Source organism: Nakamurella lactea DSM 19367 (assembly GCF_000426645.1).
Classification (GTDB): domain Bacteria; phylum Actinomycetota; class Actinomycetes; order Mycobacteriales; family Nakamurellaceae; genus Nakamurella; species Nakamurella lactea.
The window spans coordinates 142455-167269 of record NZ_AUFT01000015.1; the positions used below are offsets into that span (position 1 = coordinate 142455).

23 protein-coding genes and 1 pseudogene are annotated in these 24815 nt (G+C 66.7%); 9 read left to right on the forward strand and 15 right to left on the reverse strand.

Going from position 1 to position 24815, the window contains the following annotated elements; translation table 11 throughout:
• The first annotated feature begins 110 nt into the window (after positions 1-110).
• Together K340_RS0115035 and K340_RS30360 are read left to right on the forward strand one after the other, a co-directional pair.
• A complete protein-coding gene (locus tag K340_RS0115035; protein WP_029137317.1) occupies positions 111-1505 on the forward strand; it encodes a FadR/GntR family transcriptional regulator in 1395 nt (464 codons plus the stop codon).
• Positions 1502-2353 (forward strand): acyl-CoA thioesterase, encoded by an 852-nt coding sequence (locus tag K340_RS30360; protein WP_051266416.1) that lies wholly within the window; start codon positions 1502-1504, stop codon positions 2351-2353. Before K340_RS0115035 ends, K340_RS30360 begins: the two co-directional genes overlap by 4 nt.
• A gap of 24 nt (positions 2354-2377) precedes the next feature.
• On the opposite strand, the gene K340_RS0115045 is transcribed toward K340_RS30360, so the two are convergent.
• The 6 genes from K340_RS0115045 to K340_RS0115070 all read right to left on the reverse strand — a co-directional run bounded on the left by K340_RS0115045 (position 2378) and on the right by K340_RS0115070 (position 9702).
• Entirely contained in the window at positions 2378-3187 is an 810-nt protein-coding gene (locus K340_RS0115045) for an enoyl-CoA hydratase/isomerase family protein (protein WP_029137318.1), read from the reverse strand.
• Positions 3184-4473 (reverse strand): CaiB/BaiF CoA transferase family protein, encoded by a 1290-nt coding sequence (locus K340_RS0115050; protein ID WP_084614491.1) that lies wholly within the window; start codon positions 4471-4473, stop codon positions 3184-3186. Before K340_RS0115050 ends, K340_RS0115045 begins: the two co-directional genes overlap by 4 nt.
• Positions 4413-6551, reverse strand: a complete 2139-nt coding sequence (locus tag K340_RS0115055; RefSeq protein WP_029137320.1) for an acetate--CoA ligase family protein — start codon at positions 6549-6551, stop codon at positions 4413-4415. Before K340_RS0115055 ends, K340_RS0115050 begins: the two co-directional genes overlap by 61 nt.
• Positions 6552-6621: 70 nt before the next feature.
• Positions 6622-7608 carry an ABC transporter substrate-binding protein gene (locus K340_RS0115060; RefSeq protein WP_211229454.1) on the reverse strand — a complete coding sequence of 329 codons (987 nt, stop codon included), beginning with the start codon at positions 7606-7608 and terminating at the stop codon, positions 6622-6624.
• Between the two features lie 385 nt (positions 7609-7993).
• On the reverse strand, positions 7994-8770 hold the full coding sequence (locus tag K340_RS0115065) for an ABC transporter permease (protein WP_211229455.1): 777 nt from the start codon (positions 8768-8770) through the stop codon (positions 7994-7996).
• A gap of 113 nt (positions 8771-8883) precedes the next feature.
• Positions 8884-9702 carry an ABC transporter ATP-binding protein gene (locus K340_RS0115070; protein WP_211229456.1) on the reverse strand — a complete coding sequence of 273 codons (819 nt, stop codon included), beginning with the start codon at positions 9700-9702 and terminating at the stop codon, positions 8884-8886.
• Between the two features lie 203 nt (positions 9703-9905).
• On the opposite strand from K340_RS0115070, the gene K340_RS0115075 reads away from it, so the two are divergent.
• Positions 9906-11072, forward strand: coding sequence for an acyl-CoA dehydrogenase family protein (locus K340_RS0115075; RefSeq protein WP_029137324.1), 1167 nt, complete (start codon positions 9906-9908; stop codon positions 11070-11072).
• 12 nt (positions 11073-11084) lie between these two features.
• On the opposite strand, the gene K340_RS0115080 is transcribed toward K340_RS0115075, so the two are convergent.
• Positions 11085-12302, reverse strand: a complete 1218-nt coding sequence (locus K340_RS0115080) for an acetyl-CoA C-acetyltransferase (RefSeq protein ID WP_029137325.1) — start codon at positions 12300-12302, stop codon at positions 11085-11087.
• A gap of 45 nt (positions 12303-12347) precedes the next feature.
• Complete coding sequence (locus tag K340_RS0115085; protein WP_037364875.1) at positions 12348-13556, reverse strand: CaiB/BaiF CoA transferase family protein; 1209 nt, start codon at positions 13554-13556, stop codon at positions 12348-12350.
• Between the two features lie 126 nt (positions 13557-13682).
• On the opposite strand from K340_RS0115085, the gene K340_RS0115090 reads away from it, so the two are divergent.
• Positions 13683-14540, forward strand: a complete 858-nt coding sequence (locus tag K340_RS0115090) for an SDR family oxidoreductase (RefSeq protein ID WP_029137327.1) — start codon at positions 13683-13685, stop codon at positions 14538-14540.
• Positions 14524-15381 (forward strand): enoyl-CoA hydratase-related protein, encoded by an 858-nt coding sequence (locus tag K340_RS0115095; RefSeq protein WP_029137328.1) that lies wholly within the window; start codon positions 14524-14526, stop codon positions 15379-15381. The genes K340_RS0115090 and K340_RS0115095 overlap by 17 nt, the downstream gene beginning before the upstream one ends.
• Before the next feature lie 28 nt (positions 15382-15409).
• Here K340_RS0115095 and fabG read toward each other — a convergent pair whose 3' ends face one another.
• On the reverse strand, positions 15410-16165 hold the full coding sequence (gene fabG, locus K340_RS0115100) for a 3-oxoacyl-ACP reductase FabG (protein WP_029137329.1): 756 nt from the start codon (positions 16163-16165) through the stop codon (positions 15410-15412).
• Between the two features lie 139 nt (positions 16166-16304).
• The gene (locus K340_RS0115105; RefSeq protein WP_211229457.1) at positions 16305-17072 is read right to left on the reverse strand and encodes a FadR/GntR family transcriptional regulator; all 768 of its coding nucleotides are present in this window, start codon (positions 17070-17072) and stop codon (positions 16305-16307) included.
• A 221-nt stretch (positions 17073-17293) separates the two neighbouring features.
• Here K340_RS0115105 and K340_RS35960 point away from each other — a divergent pair.
• The 3 genes and pseudogenes from K340_RS35960 to K340_RS0115115 all read left to right on the forward strand — a co-directional run.
• A pseudogene (locus K340_RS35960) lies at positions 17294-17467 on the forward strand (enoyl-CoA hydratase-related protein); the annotation flags it as partial.
• Between the two features lie 40 nt (positions 17468-17507).
• Positions 17508-17870 (forward strand): hypothetical protein, encoded by a 363-nt coding sequence (locus K340_RS35965; protein WP_154674278.1) that lies wholly within the window; start codon positions 17508-17510, stop codon positions 17868-17870.
• A 158-nt stretch (positions 17871-18028) separates the two neighbouring features.
• Entirely contained in the window at positions 18029-18526 is a 498-nt protein-coding gene (locus K340_RS0115115; protein ID WP_029137331.1) for a MaoC family dehydratase, read from the forward strand.
• A gap of 218 nt (positions 18527-18744) precedes the next feature.
• On the opposite strand, the gene K340_RS0115120 is transcribed toward K340_RS0115115, so the two are convergent.
• The 5 genes from K340_RS0115120 to K340_RS30380 all read right to left on the reverse strand — a co-directional run bounded on the left by K340_RS0115120 (position 18745) and on the right by K340_RS30380 (position 23249).
• Positions 18745-19929: a thiolase family protein gene (locus K340_RS0115120; RefSeq protein ID WP_029137332.1), complete on the reverse strand. Its 1185-nt coding sequence runs from the start codon at positions 19927-19929 to the stop codon at positions 18745-18747.
• A 647-nt stretch (positions 19930-20576) separates the two neighbouring features.
• Positions 20577-20942, reverse strand: a complete 366-nt coding sequence (locus K340_RS0115130) for a DUF3817 domain-containing protein (RefSeq protein WP_211229458.1) — start codon at positions 20940-20942, stop codon at positions 20577-20579.
• On the reverse strand, positions 20932-21537 hold the full coding sequence (locus tag K340_RS34385) for a hypothetical protein (RefSeq protein WP_051266422.1): 606 nt from the start codon (positions 21535-21537) through the stop codon (positions 20932-20934). The genes K340_RS0115130 and K340_RS34385 overlap by 11 nt, the downstream gene beginning before the upstream one ends.
• Positions 21531-22196, reverse strand: coding sequence for a 2-phospho-L-lactate guanylyltransferase (gene cofC / locus K340_RS30375; protein WP_051266424.1), 666 nt, complete (start codon positions 22194-22196; stop codon positions 21531-21533). Before cofC ends, K340_RS34385 begins: the two co-directional genes overlap by 7 nt.
• 66 nt (positions 22197-22262) lie before the next feature.
• Entirely contained in the window at positions 22263-23249 is a 987-nt protein-coding gene (locus K340_RS30380) for a polyphosphate kinase 2 family protein (RefSeq protein ID WP_084614495.1), read from the reverse strand.
• Positions 23250-23565: 316 nt separating this feature from the next.
• On the opposite strand from K340_RS30380, the gene rocD reads away from it, so the two are divergent.
• A complete protein-coding gene (gene rocD / locus K340_RS0115150) occupies positions 23566-24801 on the forward strand; it encodes an ornithine--oxo-acid transaminase (RefSeq protein WP_029137334.1) in 1236 nt (411 codons plus the stop codon).
• Positions 24802-24815: the final 14 nt, after the last annotated feature.

The following is a 24815-nucleotide window of genomic DNA, read 5'->3' on the forward strand; positions in this document are numbered from 1 at the left end:
TTCGCGTTCTGGAAGCTAAATAGCCTTCTCTTCTACAATGGACCGAGTCTCTCGTTGCCCTGTAGAGTATGCTATTTTATTTTGGCCCTAGTTCGCCGGAGGGAGCGACTGTGGACGACGAATCGGCGGGGGCGTCGACACTCACCCCGGCACCCAAGCGCGCTGCGGTCCTGTGTGCCCAGATCGAAGACGAGATCATTTCCGCCAACCTAGGTTCCGGCCACCTGCTCGGTTCTGAGAGTGAGCTATCCCAGCGGTACGACGTCAGCAAAGCGGTGGTCCGGGAAGCGGTTCGACTGCTCGAACACCGACGGGCGGCGGTCGCCAAACGCGGCCGCAACGGCGGGATCTTCGTACTGGCCTCGGCGCGCGATATGGCCATCAGCCTGGTTTGCAACTACATCGACTTCGCCGGGGTCTCGACGCGCGAATTGAACGAGCTGCGCGGACCGTTGGAGGTGTTGGCGGTGGAACGGGCCGCCGAGCACATCGACGACGACGACATCACGAAACTGCGTGCCCTACTGCGCACCTCCCGCGGCGGCGGGCGGCCCTGGCTCAACATGCACCGAGCCCTGGTGGCGGCATCGAAGAACCCGGCGCTGGATGTTCTGCTTGGTGCGATCCTGGATTCCATCTGGAAGCGGGTTCCTGTGGGCATCATCGCCCCGAAGGGAACCGACGACGACCACACTGCCATCGTAGAGGCGATCATCGCCGGGCGGGCGGCCGATGCCGCCGTGCTGATGCGCGAGCACCTGAACACACTGGCACGACAGACCACCCGCGGAACGGTGACTACCCCGCGACCGATGGCCAAATTGCCGGCGCGTCTGGCAGAGGCGATCGCCCGGGAGATCCACTCGGGTGGCCACGTTCCCGGCGACGTCCTCGGTTCGGAGGCCGATCTGCTGGAGCAGCACGGAGTCAGCCGGGGAGTGCTGCGGGAGGCCGTGCGGATCCTGGAGCACCACGGCGTCGCGGCGATGCATCGTGGCCCGGGCGGCGGGCTGGTAGTTGGTCGGATGAGCTCGGCCCGGGCAGCGCAGGCGGTACGCCGGTATCTGGACATGATGGACATCCCGTCCGGGAGCCTGTCCGAGGTCCGCAACGCAATCGAGTTGGCAACTGTTGAGTACGCCACCATGCGGCTGTCCGACCAGGACCGCAAAACCCTGTTGCAGCACCTGGAGTTCGAAGACGCCGAGCGCAGCGACCAGCTAGAGATCGGCTACCAGTTCCATCGAGTGCTCTCTCGAATGACCGACAACCGCGCCATCGAACTGTTGGCCGACGTGCTCAGCAGCGTCCAGGGCGCCCGGGTCAGCGAGAAGGGGGATCCCGGCGCGCTGCTAGACGCCATGCACCGCGCGCACGGCCGGATTGCCCAGGCGATGTTGGACGGCGACGTGGCGGTCGCCCGGCGCCGGATGACGCGACATCTGCAGGACGGAGTCGATCCATTGGTCGGGCCAAGCCGGAGCACGGGCGGGTCGGCCGCGTGAGCGCACTGACAGACATCCTGTCCGTGCGGCGGCTCGGACCCGGACAATTCACGGCCATCCCGCGCACCCTTGGCCGCGGCGGTCGCCTCTACGGCGGCGAACTGGCCTCTCAGGCGCTCATGGCCGCCAGCGCAACGGTTCCCGATGACCGCACCAATCATTCCCTGCACGTGCGATTCCTGCGCCCGGGGCGGCTGGACGAACCGTTGAACATTGCCGTCGCCCCGCTGCACGACGGCGGCTCCTTCAGCGTGCGCACCGTCACCGTCGCCCAGCAGGGCACTCTGGCCCTGCACGTATCCGCCTCGTTCCACGTCGCCGAGGACGGTTTCCGACATACCGATCCCGACGAAGAACCGGTACCCGATCTGGCCACCGCCTGGCCGGCGGCAGATGTCGCGGAGTTAGCCGGAGGCCCGACCTCGGACTGGATCCTGCGGCTGCTCAAGTGGTTTCCCCTGGAATTCTCCTTCCCCCGCCCGCCGACCCGCTTAGACAGCAGGCCAGAAACGGTCCTGCCGCCACGTGAGCAGATGTGGATCCGCATCCCAGAGCTGCCGACCAACGCTGCGCGGATCGGTGCCCTTGTGTACGCCTCCGACCTCGGGCTGATGGGGGCAGCAGCGTTGCCGCACGGGCACACCATTCCCGGCAGGGGGATTCGGGGCACGTCGCTGGAGCACATCGTGTGGTGTCACCGGCCGGATCTGCTGGTCGGCTGGCTGTTGTTCGATCATCTCAGCCCGTGGGCCGACCGGGGACGAGCCTTGTGCCGCAGCACGGTGCGCTCCCCCGACGGACAGGCTGTCGCCACCATCACCCAGGAGGCCCTGATCCGTCGTTCCTGACGCCGGCGCCCCGGACGGCGGGCGCTACGATTCGGGCGCCGTCCAGTCTGACGGCAACGGGGGCGGCAGCCCCAGCCGACGATTCGGGTTACCGCGCAACTCACGGAACTCGGCGCGATCCAAGGCAATCCGGGTGTAGCCCATCGCCCGCCGCACTGCCTCCGGGTAACTGCCCTGCAGGTCCCGCTGGAACTGCTGTTTGATCATCGCCATCGACCAGGGGCTGATAGTCCCGGCCAGCTCGGATGCGTACTCTAGGGCCCGCCCCTGCACCCGGCCCGGTTCGGTCACCTCCGACACCAGGCCGATCCGCGACGCCTCGTCGGCCCCGACCTTGCGCGAGGACAACAGCAGGTCAATCGCCACCCCAGGGGAACAGGTGTGTGTCAACAACCACGAGAGGCCGCGTTCGGCCACCAGCCCCAACCGCGAGTAGGCCGTGGAGAAGGTGACGTCGGCGGCGGCAAACCGCACATCGCAGGAGAGTGCGATGACCATGGCGATGCCTGCGCAGTTACCACCTATTGCGGCGATCACCGGTTTCGGGATCCGCCGCGGCACGTCCCAACGCCCGATGTCCTCCGGGATCTGCGGCGGAGCGGGATGGTTTGCGAGTTCGGCCAGCCGCTTCCGGTCGGCACCCACCGACCAGTGGTCGCCCGACCCGGCCACAACGATCGCTCGGACCGACGGATCCCGGCCGGCGTCGACCAGCAGGTCGGCAAACAGTTCCGTCATGGCCGGGGTGAAAGCGTTGCGCCGATCGGGCCGGTTGAGGGTCAATTGCCTGACGGGGCCGTGGTTCTCGACCAGGACGGTTGGCTCCGGAGTCATCGGCCCTCCTCCCGGGAACTGCCGAGGCCGATTGCACCGGAGTCGACCATCCGGGTGATGGCCGAGCCATTCAGGCCGAGCAGGTCCCGCAGGATCTCCTCGGTATGCCCCCCGACCGGCGGGAGTGGCAACACCGGCGCGGCCACGCCGTCTATCAGGACCGGCTGCCGTACAGCCGGCACCGAACCACCCAGCGGGTGCCGATAGTGCCGGACCAGACGGCGGTGCCGCACCTGAGGGTCGGCCAGCACTTGTTCTATGTCCAGCACCGGAGCACATACCAGACCGGCTTCGTCCAGCAACTCGCACCACTGCGCGCAGGTCCTGGCCCCGAAGTGTTCTTCCAAGGTACGCAGCAGTTCGGCCTTGCCCGCCAACCGCTCCTCCCGGCAAGCGAACCGCGTCGCCAGGTCCTCGCGGTCGATCGCCCGGCAGAGCAGGGCGAACCTGGCATCGGTGGAGGCCTGCACCATGATGATGCCGTCCTGGCAGCGGATCGGCCCGCCGATCGGCACCGCCGTACTCTCGTTGCCTGCCCGGGTCGGCACCAGTCCGCTCAACAGGTACTCCTGGGTGCGGTGCGCCATCGCCGAGATCGCTACATCCAGCAGCGATACATCTAGGTGCACACCGCTTCCGCCCGCCTTGACGCCGACTAGAGCGGCCAGGATGGCGGCCGCCGCCTGTTGCCCGGCCAGGATGTCCACTGCGTAGAAGCCGGCACGCTGACCGTCACTGTCAGCTGGCCCGGTCAACGACATCATCCCCGATCTGGCCTGGACTACTGTGTCCACCGCGGCTCTGTCCCGGTGCGGCCCATCCTGTCCGTACCCGGAGATCGAGCAATACACCAGCGCCGGGTTCACTGTGCGCAGCGACTCAGCATCCAGTCCGTAGCGGTGCAGCGAGCCGACCTTGTAGTTCTCGATTAGCACGTCGCTGATGGCTGCCAAATCTCGGATCACCCGTTGGCCATCCGGCAGGCTGTGGTCCACCTGGAGGCTCCGCTTGCCGCGGTTCACTGTGGAAAACAGCGATGATTCGTCGCGCATCTGCCCCGCGTCGCTGGTCACGTACGGTGGTCCGAGCTGTCGGACGTAGTCGCCTCCGCCGGTGCGTTCGATCTTGATCACGTCGGCCCCCCACTCGGCGAGCGTCTGCGCTGCCAGCGGCGCGGCCACCGCCCGTCCCATCTCCAGCACCCGGATGCCGGCCAGCGGACCTACTATGGCACCGGGGGTTTCGGCGGTGTCAGAGTCGGCGGCAACAGGGTGGGGGGAGCGCATGTCTGACTGTCCGTTCTGCGTAGGAGTGCGTCCAGGGCGACGAGGCTTCCGTCCTCGCCGACCGCCAGTGGGTTGATCTCGCACTCGATGACGCCGGGGTCGGTCCGCATGAGAGCGGCCATGGCGTCCATCACAGCCACAACGCTGTCCGCCTCCGCCTCGCTCAGACCGCGGTGGTGGCCAACCAGGCGACCGTCGCACAGGGACCGCACGGCATCTGCGAAGTCGGCGGTGGTCCCGGTGGCCAGCACCGTTGCCACGCGGTCGACAATCTCCACCAGTCGCCCGCCAAGTCCGACAGTCAGCACCGGACCGAAGTCTGGATGCCGGGTGGCACCCACCATCAGCTCGACCCGGGTGCCGGAATGCATCGGTTGCATCAAGATCACTCCGTCGCCGGGGCCGAAACGACGCAAGTCGTCTAGGGCAGCGAACGCCTCGTCGACGGCTGCCGCTGAAACGAGGTTCAGGCGGACCGCCCCTGCCTCGCTCTTGTGCGGCAACCAGCCGGCGCTGAGCTTCAGCACTACCGCGCCATCGGTCTCATGGAACCGCTCAGCTGCCTGTGCCGTGGTGTGTACCTGCCAGGACGGGATCACCGGCACCCCGATCGATTCCAGTAGCGGCAGTGTCTGGTCCTCGACCAGTGTCACCGGTTCACTCCAGTCGTCCACTGGCGACATCGCCATCGCGATCTCTGGTGCCCTGTCTATTGCCCGTATCTGGTTGATGCCGTGGCTCACAGCCAACACCGGCGAGAAGGGATGCCTGAACGCCGGAACACCGGCCTCGACCAGGAGCGGCACGCTGGCCTCGTCAGCCCACACCAGGATCGGCACTCCGTGCTCGGCGGCGATCCACGGCAGGAAGCTGCGGGCCGCGTCGATCTGGCTGGGCGGGATCCCGCCGAGTACCACGGCGTCGAACTCCTTGCTGGCAACGACCTCCGTGATCACGTCACGGAGCAGCCTGGCGTCGTTGACCACCTGCCCGGTGTAGTCGATGGGGTTCATCACGGAGCCGTAGGCCGGGATCCGGCGGCCCAGCGCCATGGCCAGTTCCGGCGAGGTCTCCGGGATCTGCAGGCCCAGACGCTCGGCCTCGTCGGTGAGCATGACACCGATCCCCCCGCTCGCCGACAGTATCGCCACCCTGGGTCCGACCGGTGGGGTCACTGCCAGCCCGCCGGCGATGTCGACCAGTTGCAACGGATCGGCGACCCGCAGCACCCCTGCCTGAGCGAACGCGGCGTCCAGCACTCGGTCGTCGACCGCCAGCACACCGGTATGGCTGGCAGCTGCAGCCGCGGCCCGGCGCCCGCGGCCGGCTTTGAAGGCGACCACCTTGGTGCCCGATCTCAGGGCCCGCAGGGCAGCTTCATGCCAGCGTCGCCCGTTCCGCAGCCCCTCCAGATGCACCAGCACCACGTCGATCTCGATATCCGCTGTGACCAGGTCCAACAGGTCGGCGACGTCGACGTCCGCCTCGTTGCCTCCGGTCAGCAGATACGAGACACCAATGCCCTGGTGCTGCGCCTGGGCGAAAAGGCGGGCACCCACCGCCCCACTCTGGGCGACGATCGCCACTCGACCGGACCGGTAAAAGTCGGCGACCGGCACGAAGGTCCCGAACAACCGGTTGCGGGTGTTGATCACTCCGACACAGTTCGGGCCCAGCACCCGCACGCCCGCCTGCCGGGCCCTGTCCATCAGCTCCTGTTGTGCACGTAGCCCTTCCGGGCCGGTCTCGGCGAAACCGGCGGAAAGGATCACCAAGCAGCGTGCCCCGGCCTCGATCGCCTCCCCGGCGGCGGTCAACACCTGGCTGGCTGCAACCGCCAGGAACACCAACTCCGGCCGTTCTGGCAGGTCCGCCAGCCGGGCGTATGCCCGGTCACCCTGCACCTCCGGGCTGCCAGGGTTCACCGGGTAGACCCTGCCGGTAAAGCCACGACGCGTCTGTCCGTAGACCCGGCCGCCGATCCGCTGTTCGTTCCCGGAAGCGCCGACCACCGCGACAGTCTCCGGCCAGAGCAGGGATCCGAGCTCGGATTCCGCCGGCGACTTCTGCTGCACCACAACTATTCCCCTGTTCCTTCCGTGATCGGTCGCGGCCGGTACCCGGCCGCATGCGATCGTGACCTTCCGGTCAGCCGGCGGCGACGCCCAAAGCCTCGTACATCAGTGACTGGTCGACCACCTTGTCCTCTGGGATCGGCTGGTCGTACTTGAGCACGCCCAACTCGATAAAGGCCTGCTGCAGCAGATCGGTGGTGCCGTCGCGGATCAACCAGTCGAAGATCGGCTCCGGTGTCTTGGCCAGCGCCTCCGGCTTGCTGTCCATCACGGTGGCGAGTTCTGCCACGAAGTCGGCGTTGTCCTTCCACCCGGGCCGGAAATAGGTGAATTGGGTGCGGGCGATCGCTCGCATCAGGGCAACGCCGGCCGGCCTGTTGGCTTCAAGCAGACTCGGCCCCGCGACGCAGCCATACAGGCTGGAGCCCACAGGTACTACGCTGCCGAGAAACTCGAACTCGGTGCTGCCGTCTTCCTTCATCAACGTCAGCCATGCCGGGGTGGTCAGTACCCCTGCGTCGATCACACCGTTCTGCAACGCGAGCGACATGTCTGTGGACGGCACTTGGGTGATGGTCACGTCCTTCAGCGACAGCCCAGCGCCCTCAAGCATCTGCTTCAGCCTGGCCATCGACGAGGTAGTGGCACCCAACGCTGAGCCGATGGTGCCGCCCTTCAGCTTTTCCAGAGTCATCCCCGGCCGGCCCCACAGACCGCCGTACTCGCCCTCAGGCTCGTAGTACTTGTTGAGTACCCATTTGACGTCGAAACCCTGTTCGATGGCATTGAAGTAGGACGAGTGAGGTCCCGAGCAGGCCAGATCGAGCTCGCCGGAGGCGATCATTGGCAGCGCGTCTGTGAACGGCAACGTGACGGTCGAGATGTCGAGATTCTCCGCCACGAACTCGCCCTTCTCGATGGCCATCATGTACAGGCCGTTGGTCTCCACACTCGCATCGCCGAACGAGACCTTCAAGGATGTCTTCTCCGCCAGCGGTTGCGCGGCCGGGGCGCCGGCGCTACAGACCGGGGACTCCGAGCCCACGGCGGTGTCGATCACCAGGGACTCGCATCCGGCGACCGTGGAGATACCGGGCGCCGCACCGGAATCGCCGGTCGCGCCGGCACCACCGGACGCAGTTCCTGCCCCGGACGTTTGGACAGCCGACCCGGATCCGTTTTCCGCCAACGATTGTGCGGTCGTGTCCGCCGCCGAGCTGTCCACGCCACTCGACGATCCCTGGGCGGTGGACCCCTGGGGCTGGCCGTCGTCAGTGTCGCTGCCACAGGAGGCCAGCAGCAGGAGCGGAACGACGGCGGCGGCCACCGTCCGGAGAATTCTTGACTTCATGGTCCATCCCATCTCTGATCGTGACTGTCCAACCGCCGGGGGGTCCCGGTGGGTACTCGTGTGCTGCGATCGATACTGAGTCGTTCGCCGGTGGTCAGCCGCCCAATCCACGGAGCCGGGCTCGGTCCGCAGCCATCCACGGCGTGGCCCACCGCCCCAGCCCGGTGACCACCGCAGCCAGAATCACGCCCATCAGGGCCACCAGCAGGATCCCGGCATACATCCAGCCGTAGATGAACAGCGCCCTCGAGTGAAAGATGAGGTACCCAAGCCCCGAGTCGCCGACAACAAACTCGGCGGCGACGATCACCAGGATGGCGATCGTCATCCCCACTCGGAGGCTGACGAACAGGTTCGGCAGCGCTGCCGGGATCGTCACGTGCCGCAGGGTGGCCACCCGGCCCAGGCCCAGCGACTGGGCCGACTCACCGAAACCGCCCGGGATCGATACCACCGCCTCCATCGTGCCGATCCACACGAAGAAGAAGACCGTCACAGCGATCAGCGCGATCATCGGCGGTTCCCCGAAGCCGAGGATCGACAAGAACACCGGCAGCAGCGTGATCTTTGGGACCACATACAAGCCGTTGAGCGTCGGTTCCAGCGCAGCCCGGATCCGCGGACTGGTACCCATAACCACGCCGACAAAAAGACCGACCGCGGCTCCGATCGGATACCCGATGAGGATCCGCCGTAGGGTGGCCCAGACGTGACGCTGCAATTCGCCGTCGCGGGCCAGGTTCACCATCTCCCCCAGCGCAGTGGTCGGCGCCGGGAACGTGCGGTGATCGATCAGTCCCGTCCGTGAACTGACCTCCCACAGGGCCAGCAGTACCAACGGGACACCGATGGCCAACCCAGTGTTAATCAACCGGTGACGACGCTCATAAACCCGTTGACCCTGGATCGATCGCGCCGGCTGGCGGCGCAGTGCAACAACAAAGTCGTCGCGCACCGGCGTGGTGTCGGAACTCATGCCTGCGCTCACCGGCCCTTCGTCGTCTGTGGGCGGGACACCTGGCCCTTGAGGTGCTCCCACAAGGTGCCCCGCAAGGTGTTGAACTCCAGGGATTCTCGGATCGAGGCGTCCCGGTCCCGAGGGAAGGGCACTTCGACGTCGTCGAGTACCGTCCCCGGCCGGCTACTCATCACGATCACCCGATGGCTGAGGAATATCGCCTCCTCCAGGCTGTGGGTGACGAATACGACGGTCCGTCCCACGTCCTGCTGCGCGATGGTCAACAGATCCTCCTGCAGCAACTGTCGCAGTGAGGCGTCCAGTGAGGCAAAGGGCTCGTCCATCAACAAGACGTCCGGCTCTGTGGCAAGGGCGCGAGCAATGGCCACCCGCTGCTTCATGCCGCCGGACAGCGTTGACGGGTATGCCTTCTGGAAGCTCTCCAGTCCCATCCGTTCCAGCCAGTGCACCGCCCGAGAACGGGCGGTCGGCGCGTCGACACCCTGCGCGCGCAAAGCCAGGGCGACGTTGTCAAGCACCGTCTTCCAGGGGAAGATGCCGAAATCCTGGAATACGGTGGCGATCGTTGGCGGACGTCCGTCCGGGGTAGCGATGGTGAATTCACCCTCTGTCGGGGTGAGTAGGCCGGCGATCAGCTTGACCAGAGTCGACTTGCCGCACCCGGACGGTCCCACGAGCGAGACAAATTGTCCGGCCCCGATGGTCAGCGAAACCGGGCCTAACGCGTGCACCTCCGAGCGGCGACTACGGAAGACCCGCGTCACCGACTCCGCCCGCAGTTCCGCCCTGCCCATCGGACGGTCGAGGTTGCTGTCGGTACTCAACCGGCGGACCTTAACGGCGTCACCCAACGTCGTCGCCTCCTCGCGAAACGAACATCACAATTTCGGTGCGTGCTTGGCTCAAACTATCCACTCTTCTCCGGAACGTCAACAGAGACAGGCGCTGTTTGTCGCTGGGAGTGTTGAGCAATTGCGCCCCGATCGCCTACTGTAGGCATCTAATAGCTCACTAATTAGGAGGCTGTGTGGACAGCTCAGACTTCGCGAAGATCCTCGAATCGGTCCGGACCTGGGTACACGAACGCGTGCTCCCCCTGGAGGATCGGATCGAGTCGGACGACTGCGTGCCCGATGCTGTCGTCCAGGAGGCCAAAGACATGGGCCTTTTCGGCTTCGCACTGCCGGCCTGGGCAGGAGGGTTGGGCCTGTCGATGAGCGAAGAGGTGCGCTTGGTCTTCGAACTGGGATACACGACTCCAGCTCTGCGCTCGCTGTTCGGCACCAACAATGGCATTGCCGGGCAGACTCTGGTGCATGGCGCGACCAGGCAACAACAGCGGGATCACCTGCCGGCGATGGCCACCGGGGAGCGAATCGCCTCGTTCGCTCTCACAGAGGAGGCGGCCGGTTCGGACCCCGCTTCCCTGCGCACTCTCGCCGTTCGAGACGGATCCGGCTGGATCCTCAACGGCAGCAAGCGATACATCACCAATGCCCCGGTGGCTGACCTGTTCGTGGTCTTCGCCCGCACCGACACTCAACAGACGAGCGGCCGCGGAATCTCGGTGTTCCTGGTGCCCAGCGACAGGCCCGGGCTCTCGGTCGGGCCCAAGGACGGGAAGATGGGGCAGCGCGGCGCGTGGACTGCCGATGTCCATTTCGCCGACGTGCGGCTGTCCGATGATCAGCTGCTCGGTGGCCAAGACCAGCTGAATAACGGCTACCGGCTGGCGTTGTCCAGCCTCGGCCATGGTCGTTTGCACATCGCCGCCCTGTGCACCGGCTTGATCCGCCGGCTCATCGACGAGGCCAGAACGTATGCCAACGAACGCATACAGGGGGGGCGGCCAATCTCCCAGCACCAGCTGATCCTGGAGATGCTGGCTGACATGTCCACCGACTATCGGGCCAGCCGAGCACTGGTGCTGGACGCCGCCGACCTGTACGACCAGGGTGCCGACACTAAGGTGGGGCCGGCGCAGGCCAAGTACTTCGCCAGCGAGGCGCTGGCCAGGGCAGCCGACCGGGCCGTTCAGATCCACGGCGGGTCCGGCTACATGCACGGCGTCCCTGTCGAGCGGTTCTACCGCGATGCCAGGCTGTTCCGGATCTACGAAGGGACTTCGGAGATCCAGAAGCTGATCATCGGTCGGGCAGCGACACAGGGGAACATCGGGCTGCCGGTCGACTGACCGGCAGCCCGCTCAGCGGACCGATTCCAATACCATCGCAATCCCTTGGCCGCCGCCGATGCAGAGCGTCACCAGGGCGTATCTCGCGTCGCGGCGGCGCAACTCGTGGGTGACGGTCGCAAGGATGCGGCCGCCGGTGGCTCCCACCGGATGGCCCAAGCTGATTCCGGAGCCACTGACGTTCAGCCGCTCGAAATCGTCAGCCCCAAATCCCCAACTGCGAGTCACCGCTAGCACCTGCGCCGCGAAGGCTTCGTTCACCTCGATCAGATCCATGTCCGACAGTTGCAGGCCTGCCTGTTGTAGGGCCGAGGCTGACGCCGGCACCGGACCGATACCCATCGTGCGGGGCGGCACCCCGGACACTGAACACGAGACGATCCTGGCGATCGGGGTGATACCGAGACGGTCGGCGGTGTCCGCCGCGGTCACCAAACACGCCGAAGCGCCGTCGTTCTGGCCACTGGCGTTGCCGGCCGTGACGGTCGCTCCGGGATCCGCGTGGGCCAGCACCGGCCGCAACCCGGTGAGCTTCTCCAGGCTGATGTCGCGTCGAGGGTGCTCGTCCAGAGTAATCAGCCGCTCTTGCTGACGCTCGAAGACCGAGACCGCGACGATCTCGTCGTCGAACCGCCCCGCGTCCTGGGCCTGCAGCGCCCTGCGGTGCGATTCCAAGGCCAACTCGTCTTGCTCACGGCGCAGGATCTGGAACTCGCGACGGAGATTCTCCGCGGTTTCCAGCATCCCGCCCGGCACCGGGTGGTTGCGCCCGCCAGCCGTCACCCTGCCTCGACCCAGCGCGTCGTGGAGGGTGGCGTCGCCGGCGCGGGTTCCCCATCGCTGGCCAGTGGTGTAGTACACGGCGTTCGACATACTTTCCGCCCCACCGGCGATCACTATCCTGGCCTCGCCGGCCCGGACGGCGTTCGCGGCCTGGGAGACGGCCTGGATGCCGCTGCCGCAACGGCGGTCGACCTGCATACCCGGCACAGACACGGGGAGTCCTGCGTCAAGGGCGACGACCCGGCCCAGGGCCGGGGCCTCCATCGTCGGGTAGCAGTGCCCCATCACGACGTCGTTCACCATATCCGGATCCACGCCGGTGCGGCGCAGCACCTCCCGCACCACTACCGCGCCGAGGTCGGCGGCCTCCAGCGAGCGCAGGTCGCCGCCGAACCTGCCGACTGGGGTGCGAACAGGTTCGCAGATCACGATGTCTTTGGTGTCCATGGCTTTCCCTAACTCTCGGTGCCGTCGTCTGTGCCTAATGCGCCCTTATTCGGCGCCCCGGGGACCGGATCCGATGACTCCGGCACTACGCCACTCCTGCAGTTCTGCCGAGGAGTAGCCGCACTCGCGCAACACCGACTCGGTGTGCGCCCCGAGTGCTGGCACGTCGCCCAATCGGAAACTCCAGCCTGGCACTTGCGGGACGGGCAGCAGCGCAGCTACCGGTCCCACCTCGGTGCCGATCTCTTGCCAACGTCCGCGGTCGACCAGCTGCGGATGTGTGAGCAGTTCTCGCGGCGTGTTCATCCGACCGTGGGCGACCCCGGCTCGCTCCAGAACCGTGCATGCCTCATCGAGGGTCAACTGCTGCACGGCATCCGCCACCAGTCCGTGGATCTGCTCGCGATGCTCCGCCCGATTCTTCGCCCCGAGGTGGTCTGGAACGTCCACCAGATCCGGGCGGTGCAGCAGTTCGACGCACAGCCGGCCCCACTCGCCGTCGTTCTGACACCCGAGCACCAACTGCTGTCCGTCGGAGGTTTCGAAGGCCCCGTACGGCACGATGGCATGGTGGCCGACGCCGTAGGGACGGTGGTCCTGCCCGGTGTAACGGGCGTAGTACAGGCTGTAGCCCATCCAGTCGGCCATGGCGTCGAACATGCTCACCGAGATGGGAGTACCGCGTCCGGTGCCCGCCCGCTCGAGCAGAGCGGCCAGCACGGTCGAGTAGGCGTACATTCCGACCGCGATGTCGGCGACCGCAATGCCGGGTTTGGCCGGCGCGCCAGGGGTGCCGGTGATCGCCACCGACCCGGTCTCCGCCTGCACCACCAGGTCATAGGCACGCCGACCGGACATCGGCCCGTCCTGGCCAAACCCGGAGATATCTACCGCGACCACAGTCGGATGTCGTGCCACCACGTCGGCGGCGGCCAGCCCGTATCGGGCGGCGACGCCGGGGCCGAGGTTCTGGACATAGATGTCGGAGCGGGTCAGCAATCGTTCGAGCGCCTGTCGGCCCTGCTCGGACCTGGTGTCGAGTTCGATGGATTCCTTGCCCCGGTTGAGCCAGACGAAATAGGTCGCCAGGCCGTTGACGTGATCGTCGTAAGCGCGACCAAAGTCGCCCCTGCCCGGACGTTCGATCTTGATCACCCGGGCACCGAGGTCGGCGAAGTGTCGGGTCGCCAGAGGGGCGGACACCGCCTGCTCGATCGACACGACGGTCAAGTTCCGCAACGGCAGTGATCCCATCGACACCTCCTGTGCAGCAGCGCATTGGGGCTGACTCCGCACCCGCGGGCCAGCTAATATGTATAAGATACATATTCTTAGGAGCGCAGCGAGCAGCGCCCCCTGCGCAAGGCGGAAGGAGCCCGCGTGGAAGTCCGTTCAGTCCCCGGAGACGCCGTACCGCGCACACTCAAGGGCCGTACCGTCGTAATCTCGGGTGGAAGCCGGGGCATCGGGTTGGCCATACTGCTCGCCGCAGCCCGGCGCGGTGCTAATGCGGTGATCTTGGCCAAGACCGACACCCCGGATCCCCGGCTACCCGGCACCGTGCACACGGCGACGCAGCAGGTCCAAGACGTCGGTGGCCGTGCGGTAGCGGTGGTCGGCGACGTCCGCAATGAGGACGACGTACAGCGTGCGGTCGACGCCGCGATCACGGAGTTCGGCGGGATCGACATCTGCATCAACAACGCCAGTGTGCTCAACAAATCCGGCACGGCTGACATCGATCTGCGACGGTTCGATCTGATGCAGCAGGTGAATGTCCGCGGCACCTTCTGCATGACAAGGGCGGCCCTGCCGGCGTTGCGGCGCTCCGACCGGGCCCGCATCCTGACCCTGTCCCCACCTCTGAATCTGGCGCCGCAGTGGCTGGGCAAATTCCCGGCCTACACGCTGGCCAAGTACGGCATGACACTGCTGACTCTGGGCTGGGCTGCGGAGTTCGCCGCCGACGGCATCGATGCGAATTGCCTCTGGCCGCAAACCAGAATCGCCACCGCCGTCGTGCAAAATCTGCTCGGCGGCGCCCAAGCCATTGCTACCTCCAGGGACCCGAGCATCGTCGCCGACGCCGCGATGGTGCTCCTAGAACGCGAACAGGGAGCCACCACCGGACAGGCCCTGATCGACGCCGAGGTGCTCGCGGCCGCCGGCATCGACGACCTGACCCGCTACGGCGGCGGCCCACACCCCACCCTGGATCTGTATGTCGATACGCCCTAGGAAGTTCAACGACCGCGAGTACACCGATCTCCGCTCCGATCTGCAGGACCGGGTGCTGATCGTGACCCTGGACCGGCCGGACCGCCTCAACGCCTACACCCCGCAGATGGGCGCCGAACTGCTCGACGTGCTTGACGTGGCCGACGCCGACGACGTCGTGCGGGCGGTCGTCCTGACCGGGGCCGGGCGGGCATTCTGCGCCGGGGCCGACCTCGCAGCCGGCGCCGAACGGTTCCACTACGCCGAAGGCATCGAGCACGAGGATCCCGGCGGCCAAATCACCCTCCGCATGTTCAACTCGCGCAAGCCGCTGCTCGTCGCCCTCAACGGCCCGGCCGTGGGAATCGGCGCGACGCTGCCATTGGCGGCCGACGTGCGGTTGATGTCAACCACGGCCCACGTCAGCTACAACTTCGCCCGGATCGGCATCATTCCGGAAGCGGCCTCGGGATGGTTCCTGCCAACGGTCGTGGGGATCTCGCGTGCCCTGGAATGGACAATGAGTGGTCGGCGCATCACCCCCGACGAAGCACTGGCCGCCGGGCTCGTGGCCTCCGTACACCCGCCCGACGAGTTGCTGCCCGCTGCGCTGGACACCGCCCACCGGATCATCGACCACACCGCGCCGGTCTCCGTGGCGATGACCCGCCAGCTGCTCTGGCGAACCGCTGGGGCGACGGATCCCCGGTGGGCACAACGGCTGTCCTCCCGCTTGATGCAGGACCGAGGCCGGTCCGACGATGCCAGAGAAGGCATCACCGCGTTTCTCGACAAGCGGCCGGCTCGGTTCCTGGACCGGGTCTCGACGAACATGCCACGCTGGCTCGACAACGATCGGTAGCCTCCCTGCCAGGCGGCAGGGGACGGAGCTAGTTCCGGGGACCTCCAGCCACGTAGAGCACCTGGCCAGACACGAATCCGGATCGTTGGTCGGCGAAGAACGACACCGCGTTGGCGATGTCCTCCGGGGCACCGACGCGGCGCACCGCAATCTCAGCGGCGGCGCTTTCCTGGTGCTCTTCGAAGCTGACGCCCATCCGATTCGCCGTCGCTCTGGTCATGTCGGTGACGATGAATCCGGGCGCGATCGCGTTGACGGTGACGCCGAACTGCCCCAGTTCGATCGCCAGCGTCTTGGTGAACCCCTGAATGCCGGCCTTGGCCGCGGAATAGTTGGCCTGGCCGCGGTTTCCCAATGCCGAGGTACTGGACAGGTTGATGATTCGGCCGTAGCGGGCCCTCACCATGTGGGTTTGCGCCGCCCGACTCATCAAGAATGCGCCACGGAGATGGACTGCCAGTACCGAATCCCAGTCCTGGGCCGACATCTTGAATAGGAGGTTGTCCCGAGTGATCCCTGCGTTGTTGACCAACACCGATGGAGCACCCAGTTCCTGGACGACCTGGGCCATCGCGTTGGCCACCGAGGCTTCGTCGCTTACGTCGACACCCACGGCGACCGCACGCCCGCCCTGGCCGGTGATCCGTTGCACCGTACCCGCTTGCGCCCCTTGCTCCAGATCGAGAACTGCAACGGAGAAGCCGTCCGCGGCCAGACGTTCAGCGGTACCCGCTCCGATCCCCCGGGCGGCTCCGGTGACGATCGCGACCCGATTCTGTGCCACAGCATCTTCCTTCCGTCGATCTCGCTATCATCTACATCATTAGACAGTTGCGGCCGAATGGCAAGGGCGGACCACCGGTCGGACTGTCGATGTCGGAGGCGGATCGCCAGTGCCGCAGCGGGTTCGATACTGGTAAAGGTCAGTGTGGGCCGGCAACCAAGCTGGCCAACACTGAGCCCCCTGCACCGATGGTGTTGTGATGTGAGGCGTTCAGATGAGTGGCCGTCAACCGGCGGGCCCGGTCGACATTGCCGGCCTCGATCGCCTCCACCAGTTTCTCGTGTGCCCGCAGGGCTTCGCGACGGCGCTTCGGCTCCAGCCTCTGTGTTCCTCGGGGGACGTCTGCATCGGCAGGATCCGCCCAGACCATCGACTCGTGCGCCGCCCAGATCGCCTGCAAGGAACTGATCACCACGATCAACGCCTCGTTGCCACACCGTCCGACCACAGCGGCGTGGAAGTACCGGACGGCGGCCAGATAGCCATCGGTGTCCTCCAGCGCCGCCCGCTGGACGGCGACTAGCCGGCGCAGCTCGGGCACGACCACGTCGGCGCGATCCTCCCTGGCTGCACACATTCCCGCACAGATCGGTTCCAGGTGGTTGATGGCCTCGCTGACCGCAAGGGGCGAAGTCTTGCGGCTCTGCAGCACCATCGCGATCATCTGTGCCGCGCGCTTTGGGGAGGGCGCAAATACGACAGCGCCACCGACATTGCCGCGCTGCACAGTGATCAGCCCGTCGGTTTCCAGGATGCGCATCGCCTCCCGCAACGCGGGCAGGCTGACCTTGAACTCCTGGAACAGCTCCGCCTGGGTGGGGATCCGGTCGCCCTCCTTCAGCCGTCCGGACAGGATGTCCTCGCGCAGTCGCGAAGCAACCATCTCGGCCAGCCGGGGTTGCCGCATCTGGGGCATCGTTCCCCTTCCTCCGCCCGTCGCAGGTCTCTGACCTGCTTGCGTTTCAATCATTACTATCCTAGTAGTCACAGTGCGGTAGTTCGGCCCGCCAGTTGTAGGCAAGGTGCACACCGACAGCTGATGTACTGACGATGCGTCCTGATCGACGAGATCGACCAGCAGGTGATCGCCATCGCATGAACCACCCGGACGTCTGAAATGCCGTCGATGCCGCCCACACCCACGGCATTGGCGACGCTGTAAAGCCCACGCACTACAACTCGATGGTAGCGGTGGTGGTACTGACCGGCACCGGCGAGCTGGCCTTCTGCGCCGGAGCAGACCTGAAGGCCAGGGCCCGCGGGGAGTGTCTGCGCCTGGACGAGGGTCGCTTCCACGGGTGAGGCTTCGCCGGGGTGACCCGGCATCCCGTTGACAAGGCCGGTGATTACAGCGGTCAACGGGGTACGCAAGCGGCTGCGTGGAGTTGCTGCCCGCGGCGCACTTGGCGCTGGCGGCCTCGCACGCGACTTCGCCCAGCCCGGATACGGATCGACGCGCCGACCGAAGCGTGCGGATCGGCCGGCTGGCGCGGCGAATCCCGCCAAAGGCTGCGACGGCGATGCTGTTGCCCCGATCGACGCCGGCACCGCGGCCGAAATCGCCCTGGTGAACCAGGCGGTTCCTGACCCCGGCGTGCACACGGTGGCCAGGAATCTAGTGCTGGCATCGCAGCAACTTGATCGCGGTACGCGCCGGCAAGCAACTGATATGCGCATCCCGGACCGTCCCGCGCTGGATGAATAGAAGCGCCGGGCGGCCTACCACAGCGACTGGCCGTGTTCCGGGCATCGGAGGGCGTCCGGAACAGCCGGGCGGCCGTTCTGCACGAGTGGCCGCCGCTGTGGACCGAGTGGTGACCACCTGCCTTGACTCCGGTGCTGATACCTCTGCATGATTCGACCATGAGCCATCCGCAGACTCACGGAACCGGATCATCACCGGCAGCGCGTGAGTTCCCCGACATCGATGAATTCGCGGCCGCCACAGGAACTCTTCTGGGTCACAGCTCGTGGGTGCCGATCACGCAGGAGCGGGTGAACACCTTCGCCGACGCCACCGACGACCACCAGTGGATCCATGTCGACCCTGACCGTGCCGCCACCGGCCCGTTCGGCAGAACAGTCGCCCACGGCTACCTGACCGCGTCCTTGATCCCGCGGCTCAGCTCGGAGGTATACCGGGTCGTTGGACTAAGCATGCGCATCAACTACGGCAGCGACAAGTTCCGCTTCCCCGCCCCGGTGCCGGTCGGCGCGCGTGTCCGGGCCGCTGTCGAACTGCTCGCGGTCGAAACACGGCCGCAGGGCGTTCTGGCCCGCACCCGGGTGACCGTTGAGATTGAGGGCAGCGACAAGCCGGCCTGCGTCGCCGAGATTCTCGGACTGATGGTCACCGACTGATGGTCGGGCGCTGGCGACAACGTCTTCGAGCCACGCCCATGAACATTTGTTGGAAGGTCGCGTCGCGCACGATTCCGTTTGTTCACAACTCGGCGTGGCCGTTCGAAGGCGTACGCGACGAGTCGACCGGCGAGTACTACCCCGGCGCTCGCCCTGGTCCCGGGGAGGAGGCGGCCTTGGCTTCTATGTTAGCCTCCGCGGTCTGCCATTCAGGACGCTCAAAGACGCTCGAACAACGACGCGAAGCCCATGCCGCCTCCGACGCACATGGTCACGACACCGTACCGGCCTCCGCGCCGGCCGAGCTCTCGCAGGAGATGACCGGTGCAGCGAGATCCGGTGGCGCCAAACGGATGTCCGATCGCGATAGCTCCGCCGTTGACGTTCAGCTTCTCTAGCGGGATGTTGAGCTCCCGCTGACAGGCCAGTACCTGGGATGCGAAAGCCTCGTTGAGTTCGAACAGGTCGATGTCGTCCACAGACAGATTGAACCGGTCGAGCAGCTTGGGTACCGCGTGGATAGGGCCGATTCCCATCTCGTCGGGAGCGCAGCCAACGTAGGCCGACCCCAGATACCGCCCGATCGGGTTGATGCCGTTCCGTGCTGCGTAGCCGGCTTCCATCAGCAGCGTCGCGGACGCGCCGTCGGCCAGCTGAGAACTGTTCCCCGCAGTAACGGTGCCGCCGTCCAGGAACGATGGCCTCAGCTTGGCGATGTCCTCGTAGGTCGTGCCGGGACGATTGGCCTCGTCCCGGAGGATGGTGTGTTCTTCACAGACCATTTCGTTGTCGCCGGCACCGGGCTTCAATCGCACCACCTGGAACGGCACGATCTCCTCGTCGAACACGCCGCCGTCCTGGGCCGCGGCAGTCCGGCGCTGGCTCTCGACGCCGTACCGATCCTGTTCTTCACGCGAGATCCCGTATCGGGCAGCGACATTTTCCGCCGTGATCCCCATCGGCAGGTAGATGCCAGGAAAGCGTTCGGAGACGACGTCGTTCTTGATCTTGGCTTCGTTGTAGTTGCCATCGCGGATCATAGTGACCGTCTCAACGCCAGCCCCTATGACGACATCGGCTGCGCCCTCGGCGATCGATGCTGCGGCGATGGCGATCGCCTGGGATCCTGAAGAACAGAACCGGTTTACTGTGACCCCCGTGGTCCGCTCGGGTAGGCCGGCCAGCAACGCGGCGACCCGAGCGATATTGTTTCCCTGAGGTCCTTCGGGAAAGGCGCAGCCGACCGAGACATCATCGACGGCAGCCGGATCGAGGTCGTTACGTCGGACGACCGCCTGGATGACGAACGCCAGTTGGTCGTCGGGCCGTGTGTTGTTGAGTGAGCCGCGAAATGCCTTGGTCATGCCGATCCGGGCGCTGTCCACGATGACTGCATGTCTCATTCGGTTGCTGATCCTTTCCAGAGAAAGTCGGTCAGGGCGAATAGTCGACCTTTCCGTTCGTATGCCAGAGGATAGTCGCCGCCAGATTGCCGGAAGTGCCATTCGCGACGCGACAGGTGCATCCGCGCTACCTCCCGCAGTCAGGAGACTCCGTGACCTCGTCGACGTCGTCGATCACCACCATCTCCGACTTGGCTCCGGCCGGGGTTGCAGAGCGGTGGTTGCGGCGAGTCCCCAGGAAGTCTACGGCGATGACCTGGCTGGCCACTGACCCAGTCGGCCAACGGGCTGCGTGACCCGGCACAGCACATTCGCTGCGTTGGACCGGCTTCTGGGCAACCACTTCGACTGCCGTGGTGTCCTAAACCTGCTCACCGCAGCTCCAACCCCCAAGGCACTGCGGACCGTGGCCATGACGGCAACTCTGAGCTACTGCGGTAGAGCCAAGCGGCTGACCAAGACACACACGCGCCGCCGGGATACCCGACAATGATCTGCATCCGTTGCGATGCACAAATTGTCCCGAATTCTCAACGGTCGCGATACGCTCTGGGTCGACGCTGGTCCTTCCTGGTCTGGCCCTCACACCGCAATCAGACTCATGTCTCCGGCGCTGGGTGTCCCGGCGAGCGTTTGTTGATGGGTGCTCAGAGTCGTTCGCGGGCCAGCACCTTGCGGTGCACCCTCTTCTCCACCACGAAGCTCAAGATCGGCACCACGCCCGCCAACAGCACACCGATGATGCCCTTGAAGCTCCACCGTTCCCGGTAGCCGAGATCGAACGCCAGCAGCACATACGCGGCGTACAGCACGCCGTGGATCGGTCCCCACACCGCCGTCGCCCAGCGCAGGTCGAAGGCATATCGCAGCACCATCGCCAGCACCAGGATCAGCAGGCCGACACCGACCACGTACGCCGCGATCCGATAGCGCTGCAATGCCTTTGCCGTCTTCTCGGGCAGCGCTGCAACGGTCGGCCCAGCAGCCGATCCTGATGATGATTCAACGGCCACGTCGTTCGTCCCTCTCGGCAAGTGCAGCCAGCGCCCGGTTGTACGCGGCCAGTTCTGGGTCGTCGTCGTCATCGACCACCTCGACGGTGCCGACGAACGTGCCCTCGTCATAGGAGTCCTCGTCGGCTTCGCCTTCCGCATCGTCATCGACGTTGGCGCCGTCGGTTTCGGCGTCGGCGTCGCCGGAATCGGTCTCGCGGGCATCGCCCGCGCGGACCCCGCCGGCCGCGGCTCCTGCCGATCCGTCGCCGACCGGGGCGGCGTCAGCCCCGAGGTTCTCATCATCAGCGGCGCCGTCGCTCAGAATGGCCGCCAGCCCGTCGTCCAGCTCCTGGCTCTCGGCGGCGTCCTTCGCCGTCTCCAGACGCAGGAACTTGATCCACATGTAGATGAAGGCGATGCCGAATGCCGGCCAGAGGATCGCGTACGAGAGGTTCTGCAGCGTTCCGTCCGCGTCCTTCGTGCGGTGCCACTGCCACAGCCCCAGCCGACAGCAGACCAGGAACGCGACCACCACCAGTAGGTGGCCGAAGATCCACCCCGGCCTCAGGAAGCGACGGTCCACAGTGGCGACGGTAGCACCGGCGGTCAGCATGCCTGCTCCACGCACGCACGGGCGGACATGGACAGTTCGGCGACCAGCACACCGGTCCGCCCGGTGGTGATCTCGGCCAGGTCCTCGGCGGTGTCCACGTCCCGGCGGATCCAGTTGTCGGGCGGCACCTCCAGCGCCAGCGCCCCCGCCGCCAGGTGGCGGCGGTAGGAGTCCGGTCCGTACCGCGGGCGCAGCGACGCCGGGTCGACGCCGGCCAGCAGCGTGCTGCCGACCCCCTGTCGATCGGCGACCACGGCCATCGGCGCCGACTCGCTCGCCCAACCGGCGACGGCCAGGGCCAACGCCGCATCGATGTCGCTGCCGCGGACGCCCGGCAGATCGCCCGGCAGCACCGCCACCAGCCCGCTGACCCCGTCCAGCCCATCGGTGATCGCCTCGTTCAACGACGTCGCCGCGGTCAGCCGCACCCGGACCCCGGCCACCTGGGACAGCAGCGCACCGTCCGGTTCGTTCTCGACGATCACCACCAGGGTGGTCACCGTCCGGGCAGCGGCCGCCGCGGTCACGGTGTCCAGGGCGAGTGCCCTGGCCACCCGCCGCCGATCGGCGGGCGCGAGCGCGATCCGGCTCTTGCCGCGCGAAGTCGCCTTCACCGGGACGATCAACGTCCAGCCGGTACCGGCCTGCTCAGGGGTCACCGCCCCATTGTCCCCAGTGCGGCAGCCGGCCGACACACCGGTGCTGTGACACTCACCTCCCAGCGATCAGCTCTCCTGCACCCGCCGGCGCTGTTCGTCGATGTCGTATCCGGCCGGCGGGTACTGCGGATCCAGGCCGGCCAGCGTCGAGAACAGCAGCGAGGCGACCGCCCAATTCCGGTACCACTTCTTGTCCGACGGGATCACGTGCCACGGCGCGCCGACCGTGCTGCACTTGGCCAGCACATCCGTGTACGCCGTCTGATAGTCGTCCCACAGCAGCCGCTCGTCGACGTCGGCCGGGTTGAACTTCCAGTACTTGGTCGGGTCGTCGAGCCGAGCGAGCAACCGCTCCGCCTGCTGCTCTTTGGACACGTGCAGGAAACACTTGAGCACAGTGACGCCGCTCTTGGCCAACTCCCGTTCGAAGGCATTGATCAGCGCATAGCGCTTGGACCACACCGCTTTCGGCACCAGGTCGTGCACCCGGACGATCAACACGTCCTCGTAGTGCGACCGGTTGAAGATGCCGATCTCACCGGCCCGCGGAACCGCCTTGCGGACCCGCCAGAGGAAGTCGTGGGCGAGCTCCTCGGCCGTCGGGGTCTTGAACGAGGTGAGCCGCACACCGCCCGGATCGAGCAGCCCCATCGCGTGGTTGATCACCCCGTCCTTGCCTGCGGTGTCCATCCCCTGCAACACCACCAGCACGCTGCGGCGGTTGCCGGCGACGCTCTGCGCGTACAGCTTCTCCTGCAGGTCGGCCAGGCCGGGGCCGAGCTTCTCCAGCGCCGAGAGCGCGTGCTCCTTGTTCTGCGGCCCGATATCCAGCGGCATGGTGGAGAACGCGGCGAGATCTACCGGCCCGCGCGGCACCCGCAGCGCATCGGCCAGCTCCGGCGCCGCCGCCCCGGCCGACGACTTCGCGTCGCCGATGAGCCCGTCCTGAGCCGTTGCCACCGCCTTGGCCGACGACTTCGCGGACGACTTTGCCGACTTGCCGGCTTTCTTGCTCGAGGAGTGCTTGTCCTTCACGGACTTCTTCTTGGCCATGGCACACCCTGACACGACTGCACCGCCCGCGCATCCGGCCCGCCGACGCCGGGCGGGGCCCGATCGGCGCTCCCCCGGAACGTCGATCGGCGTTCCGGGAGGATCAGGCACGCAACAAACGCGGTGTCGTCATCCCCGACGACGCATCGAACGGTCCGTGGGAAGGCATCGGTAGGCACCGATCGCTGTGCACACGCCCCGTAGTCTGACGAATACCTCCGGCACCGCCGGAGATCGTGGCGACCCCGCACCACCCGGGCAGCGGGTCGTCCGGCAATGCCACCGACCCGGCAACCCCAGATGCAGGAGACGCGACGTGACCAGCAGCACCGACACCTCGACCACCGGCGGCAGCTCAGCGGGGCTGATCGCCCTTGACGAGCAGTGGTGCGCGCACAACTACCACCCGCTGCCGGTGGTGATCGCCGGCGCCGAGGGAGCATGGGTCACCGATGTCGACGGCAAGCGCTATCTGGACCTGCTGGCCGGCTATTCGGCGCTGAACTTCGGCCACCGGCACCCGGCGTTGATCGCCGCGGCCGTGGAACAACTCGGCCGGGTCACCCTGACCTCGCGGGCCTTCCACCATGACCAACTGGGGCACTTCGCCGCCGAACTCGCACAGCTCACCGGTACCGAGATGGTGCTGCCGATGAACTCCGGCGCCGAGGCCGTCGAGTCCGCCCTCAAGGTGGCCCGCAAGTGGGCCTATCAGGTCAAGGGCGTGCCGGAGAACCGGGCGCAGATCATCACCGCCGGCGGCAATTTCCACGGCCGGACCATCTCGATCGTCTCGTTCTCCGACGACCCGGTCGCCACCGCCGACTACGGCCCGTTCACCCCGGGTTTCGTCAGCGTCAAGTACGGCGACCCAGAGGCGCTGGCCGCCGCCTTCACCGCGGACACCGCGGCGGTCCTGGTCGAGCCGATCCAGGGTGAGGCCGGCGTGATCGTGCCGCCGCCGGGATACCTGGCCGAGCTGCGCCGGCTGTGCGACGAACACAACGTGCTGCTGATCGCCGATGAGATCCAGTCCGGCCTCGGCCGCACCGGCGAGCTGCTGGCGCTGGATCATGAGGGCGTCCGGGCAGACCTCTACACCCTCGGCAAGGCACTCGGCGGCGGCATCCTGCCGGTCTCCGCCGTGGTCGGGCGGGCCGACGTGCTCGGCGTGCTGACGCCAGGGACCCACGGTTCGACGTTCGGCGGGAATCCGCTCGCCTGCGCCGTCGGACGGGCAGTGGTCAAACTGCTGGCGACCGGTGAGATGCAGCAGCGCGCAACGGATCTCGGTGCGCACCTGCACGCCAGACTGGGCGAACTGGTCGGCAACGGGGTGGCCGAGGTCCGCGGTCGCGGGCTGTGGGCCGGTGTCCAGCTGGCCCCCGGCGCCCCGGCCGGCCGCGCGGTGTCCGAGGCGATGATGCACCGCGGGGTGCTGGTCAAGGAGACCCACGAATCGACGCTGCGGTTCGCCCCGCCACTGGTGATCACCCGGGACGAGATCGACTCATCGGTGGACGCGCTGGCGGCGGTCCTCGGCGGGTCCTGACCCGCGCGTCCCGA

What these genes read in the sequence shown, in the direction of transcription:
- K340_RS0115115 (WP_029137331.1), top strand. Translation starts at nt 18,029, where the DNA reads ATGAGCCATCCGCAGACTCACGGAACCGGATCATCACCGGCAGCGCGT.
- K340_RS0115105 (WP_211229457.1), bottom strand. Translation starts at nt 17,072, where the DNA reads ATGCGGCAACCCCGGCTGGCCGAGATGGTTGCTTCGCGACTGCGCGAG.
- K340_RS0115120 (WP_029137332.1), bottom strand. Translation starts at nt 19,929, where the DNA reads ATGAGACATGCAGTCATCGTGGACAGCGCCCGGATCGGCATGACCAAG.
- K340_RS0115095 (WP_029137328.1), top strand. Translation starts at nt 14,524, where the DNA reads ATGTCGATACGCCCTAGGAAGTTCAACGACCGCGAGTACACCGATCTC.
- K340_RS0115045 (WP_029137318.1), bottom strand. Translation starts at nt 3,187, where the DNA reads ATGACTCCGGAGCCAACCGTCCTGGTCGAGAACCACGGCCCCGTCAGG.
- K340_RS0115085 (WP_037364875.1), bottom strand. Translation starts at nt 13,556, where the DNA reads ATGGGATCACTGCCGTTGCGGAACTTGACCGTCGTGTCGATCGAGCAG.
- K340_RS34385 (WP_051266422.1), bottom strand. Translation starts at nt 21,537, where the DNA reads ATGCTGACCGCCGGTGCTACCGTCGCCACTGTGGACCGTCGCTTCCTG.
- K340_RS30380 (WP_084614495.1), bottom strand. Translation starts at nt 23,249, where the DNA reads ATGGCCAAGAAGAAGTCCGTGAAGGACAAGCACTCCTCGAGCAAGAAA.
- K340_RS0115050 (WP_084614491.1), bottom strand. Translation starts at nt 4,473, where the DNA reads ATGCGCTCCCCCCACCCTGTTGCCGCCGACTCTGACACCGCCGAAACC.
- K340_RS0115080 (WP_029137325.1), bottom strand. Translation starts at nt 12,302, where the DNA reads ATGGACACCAAAGACATCGTGATCTGCGAACCTGTTCGCACCCCAGTC.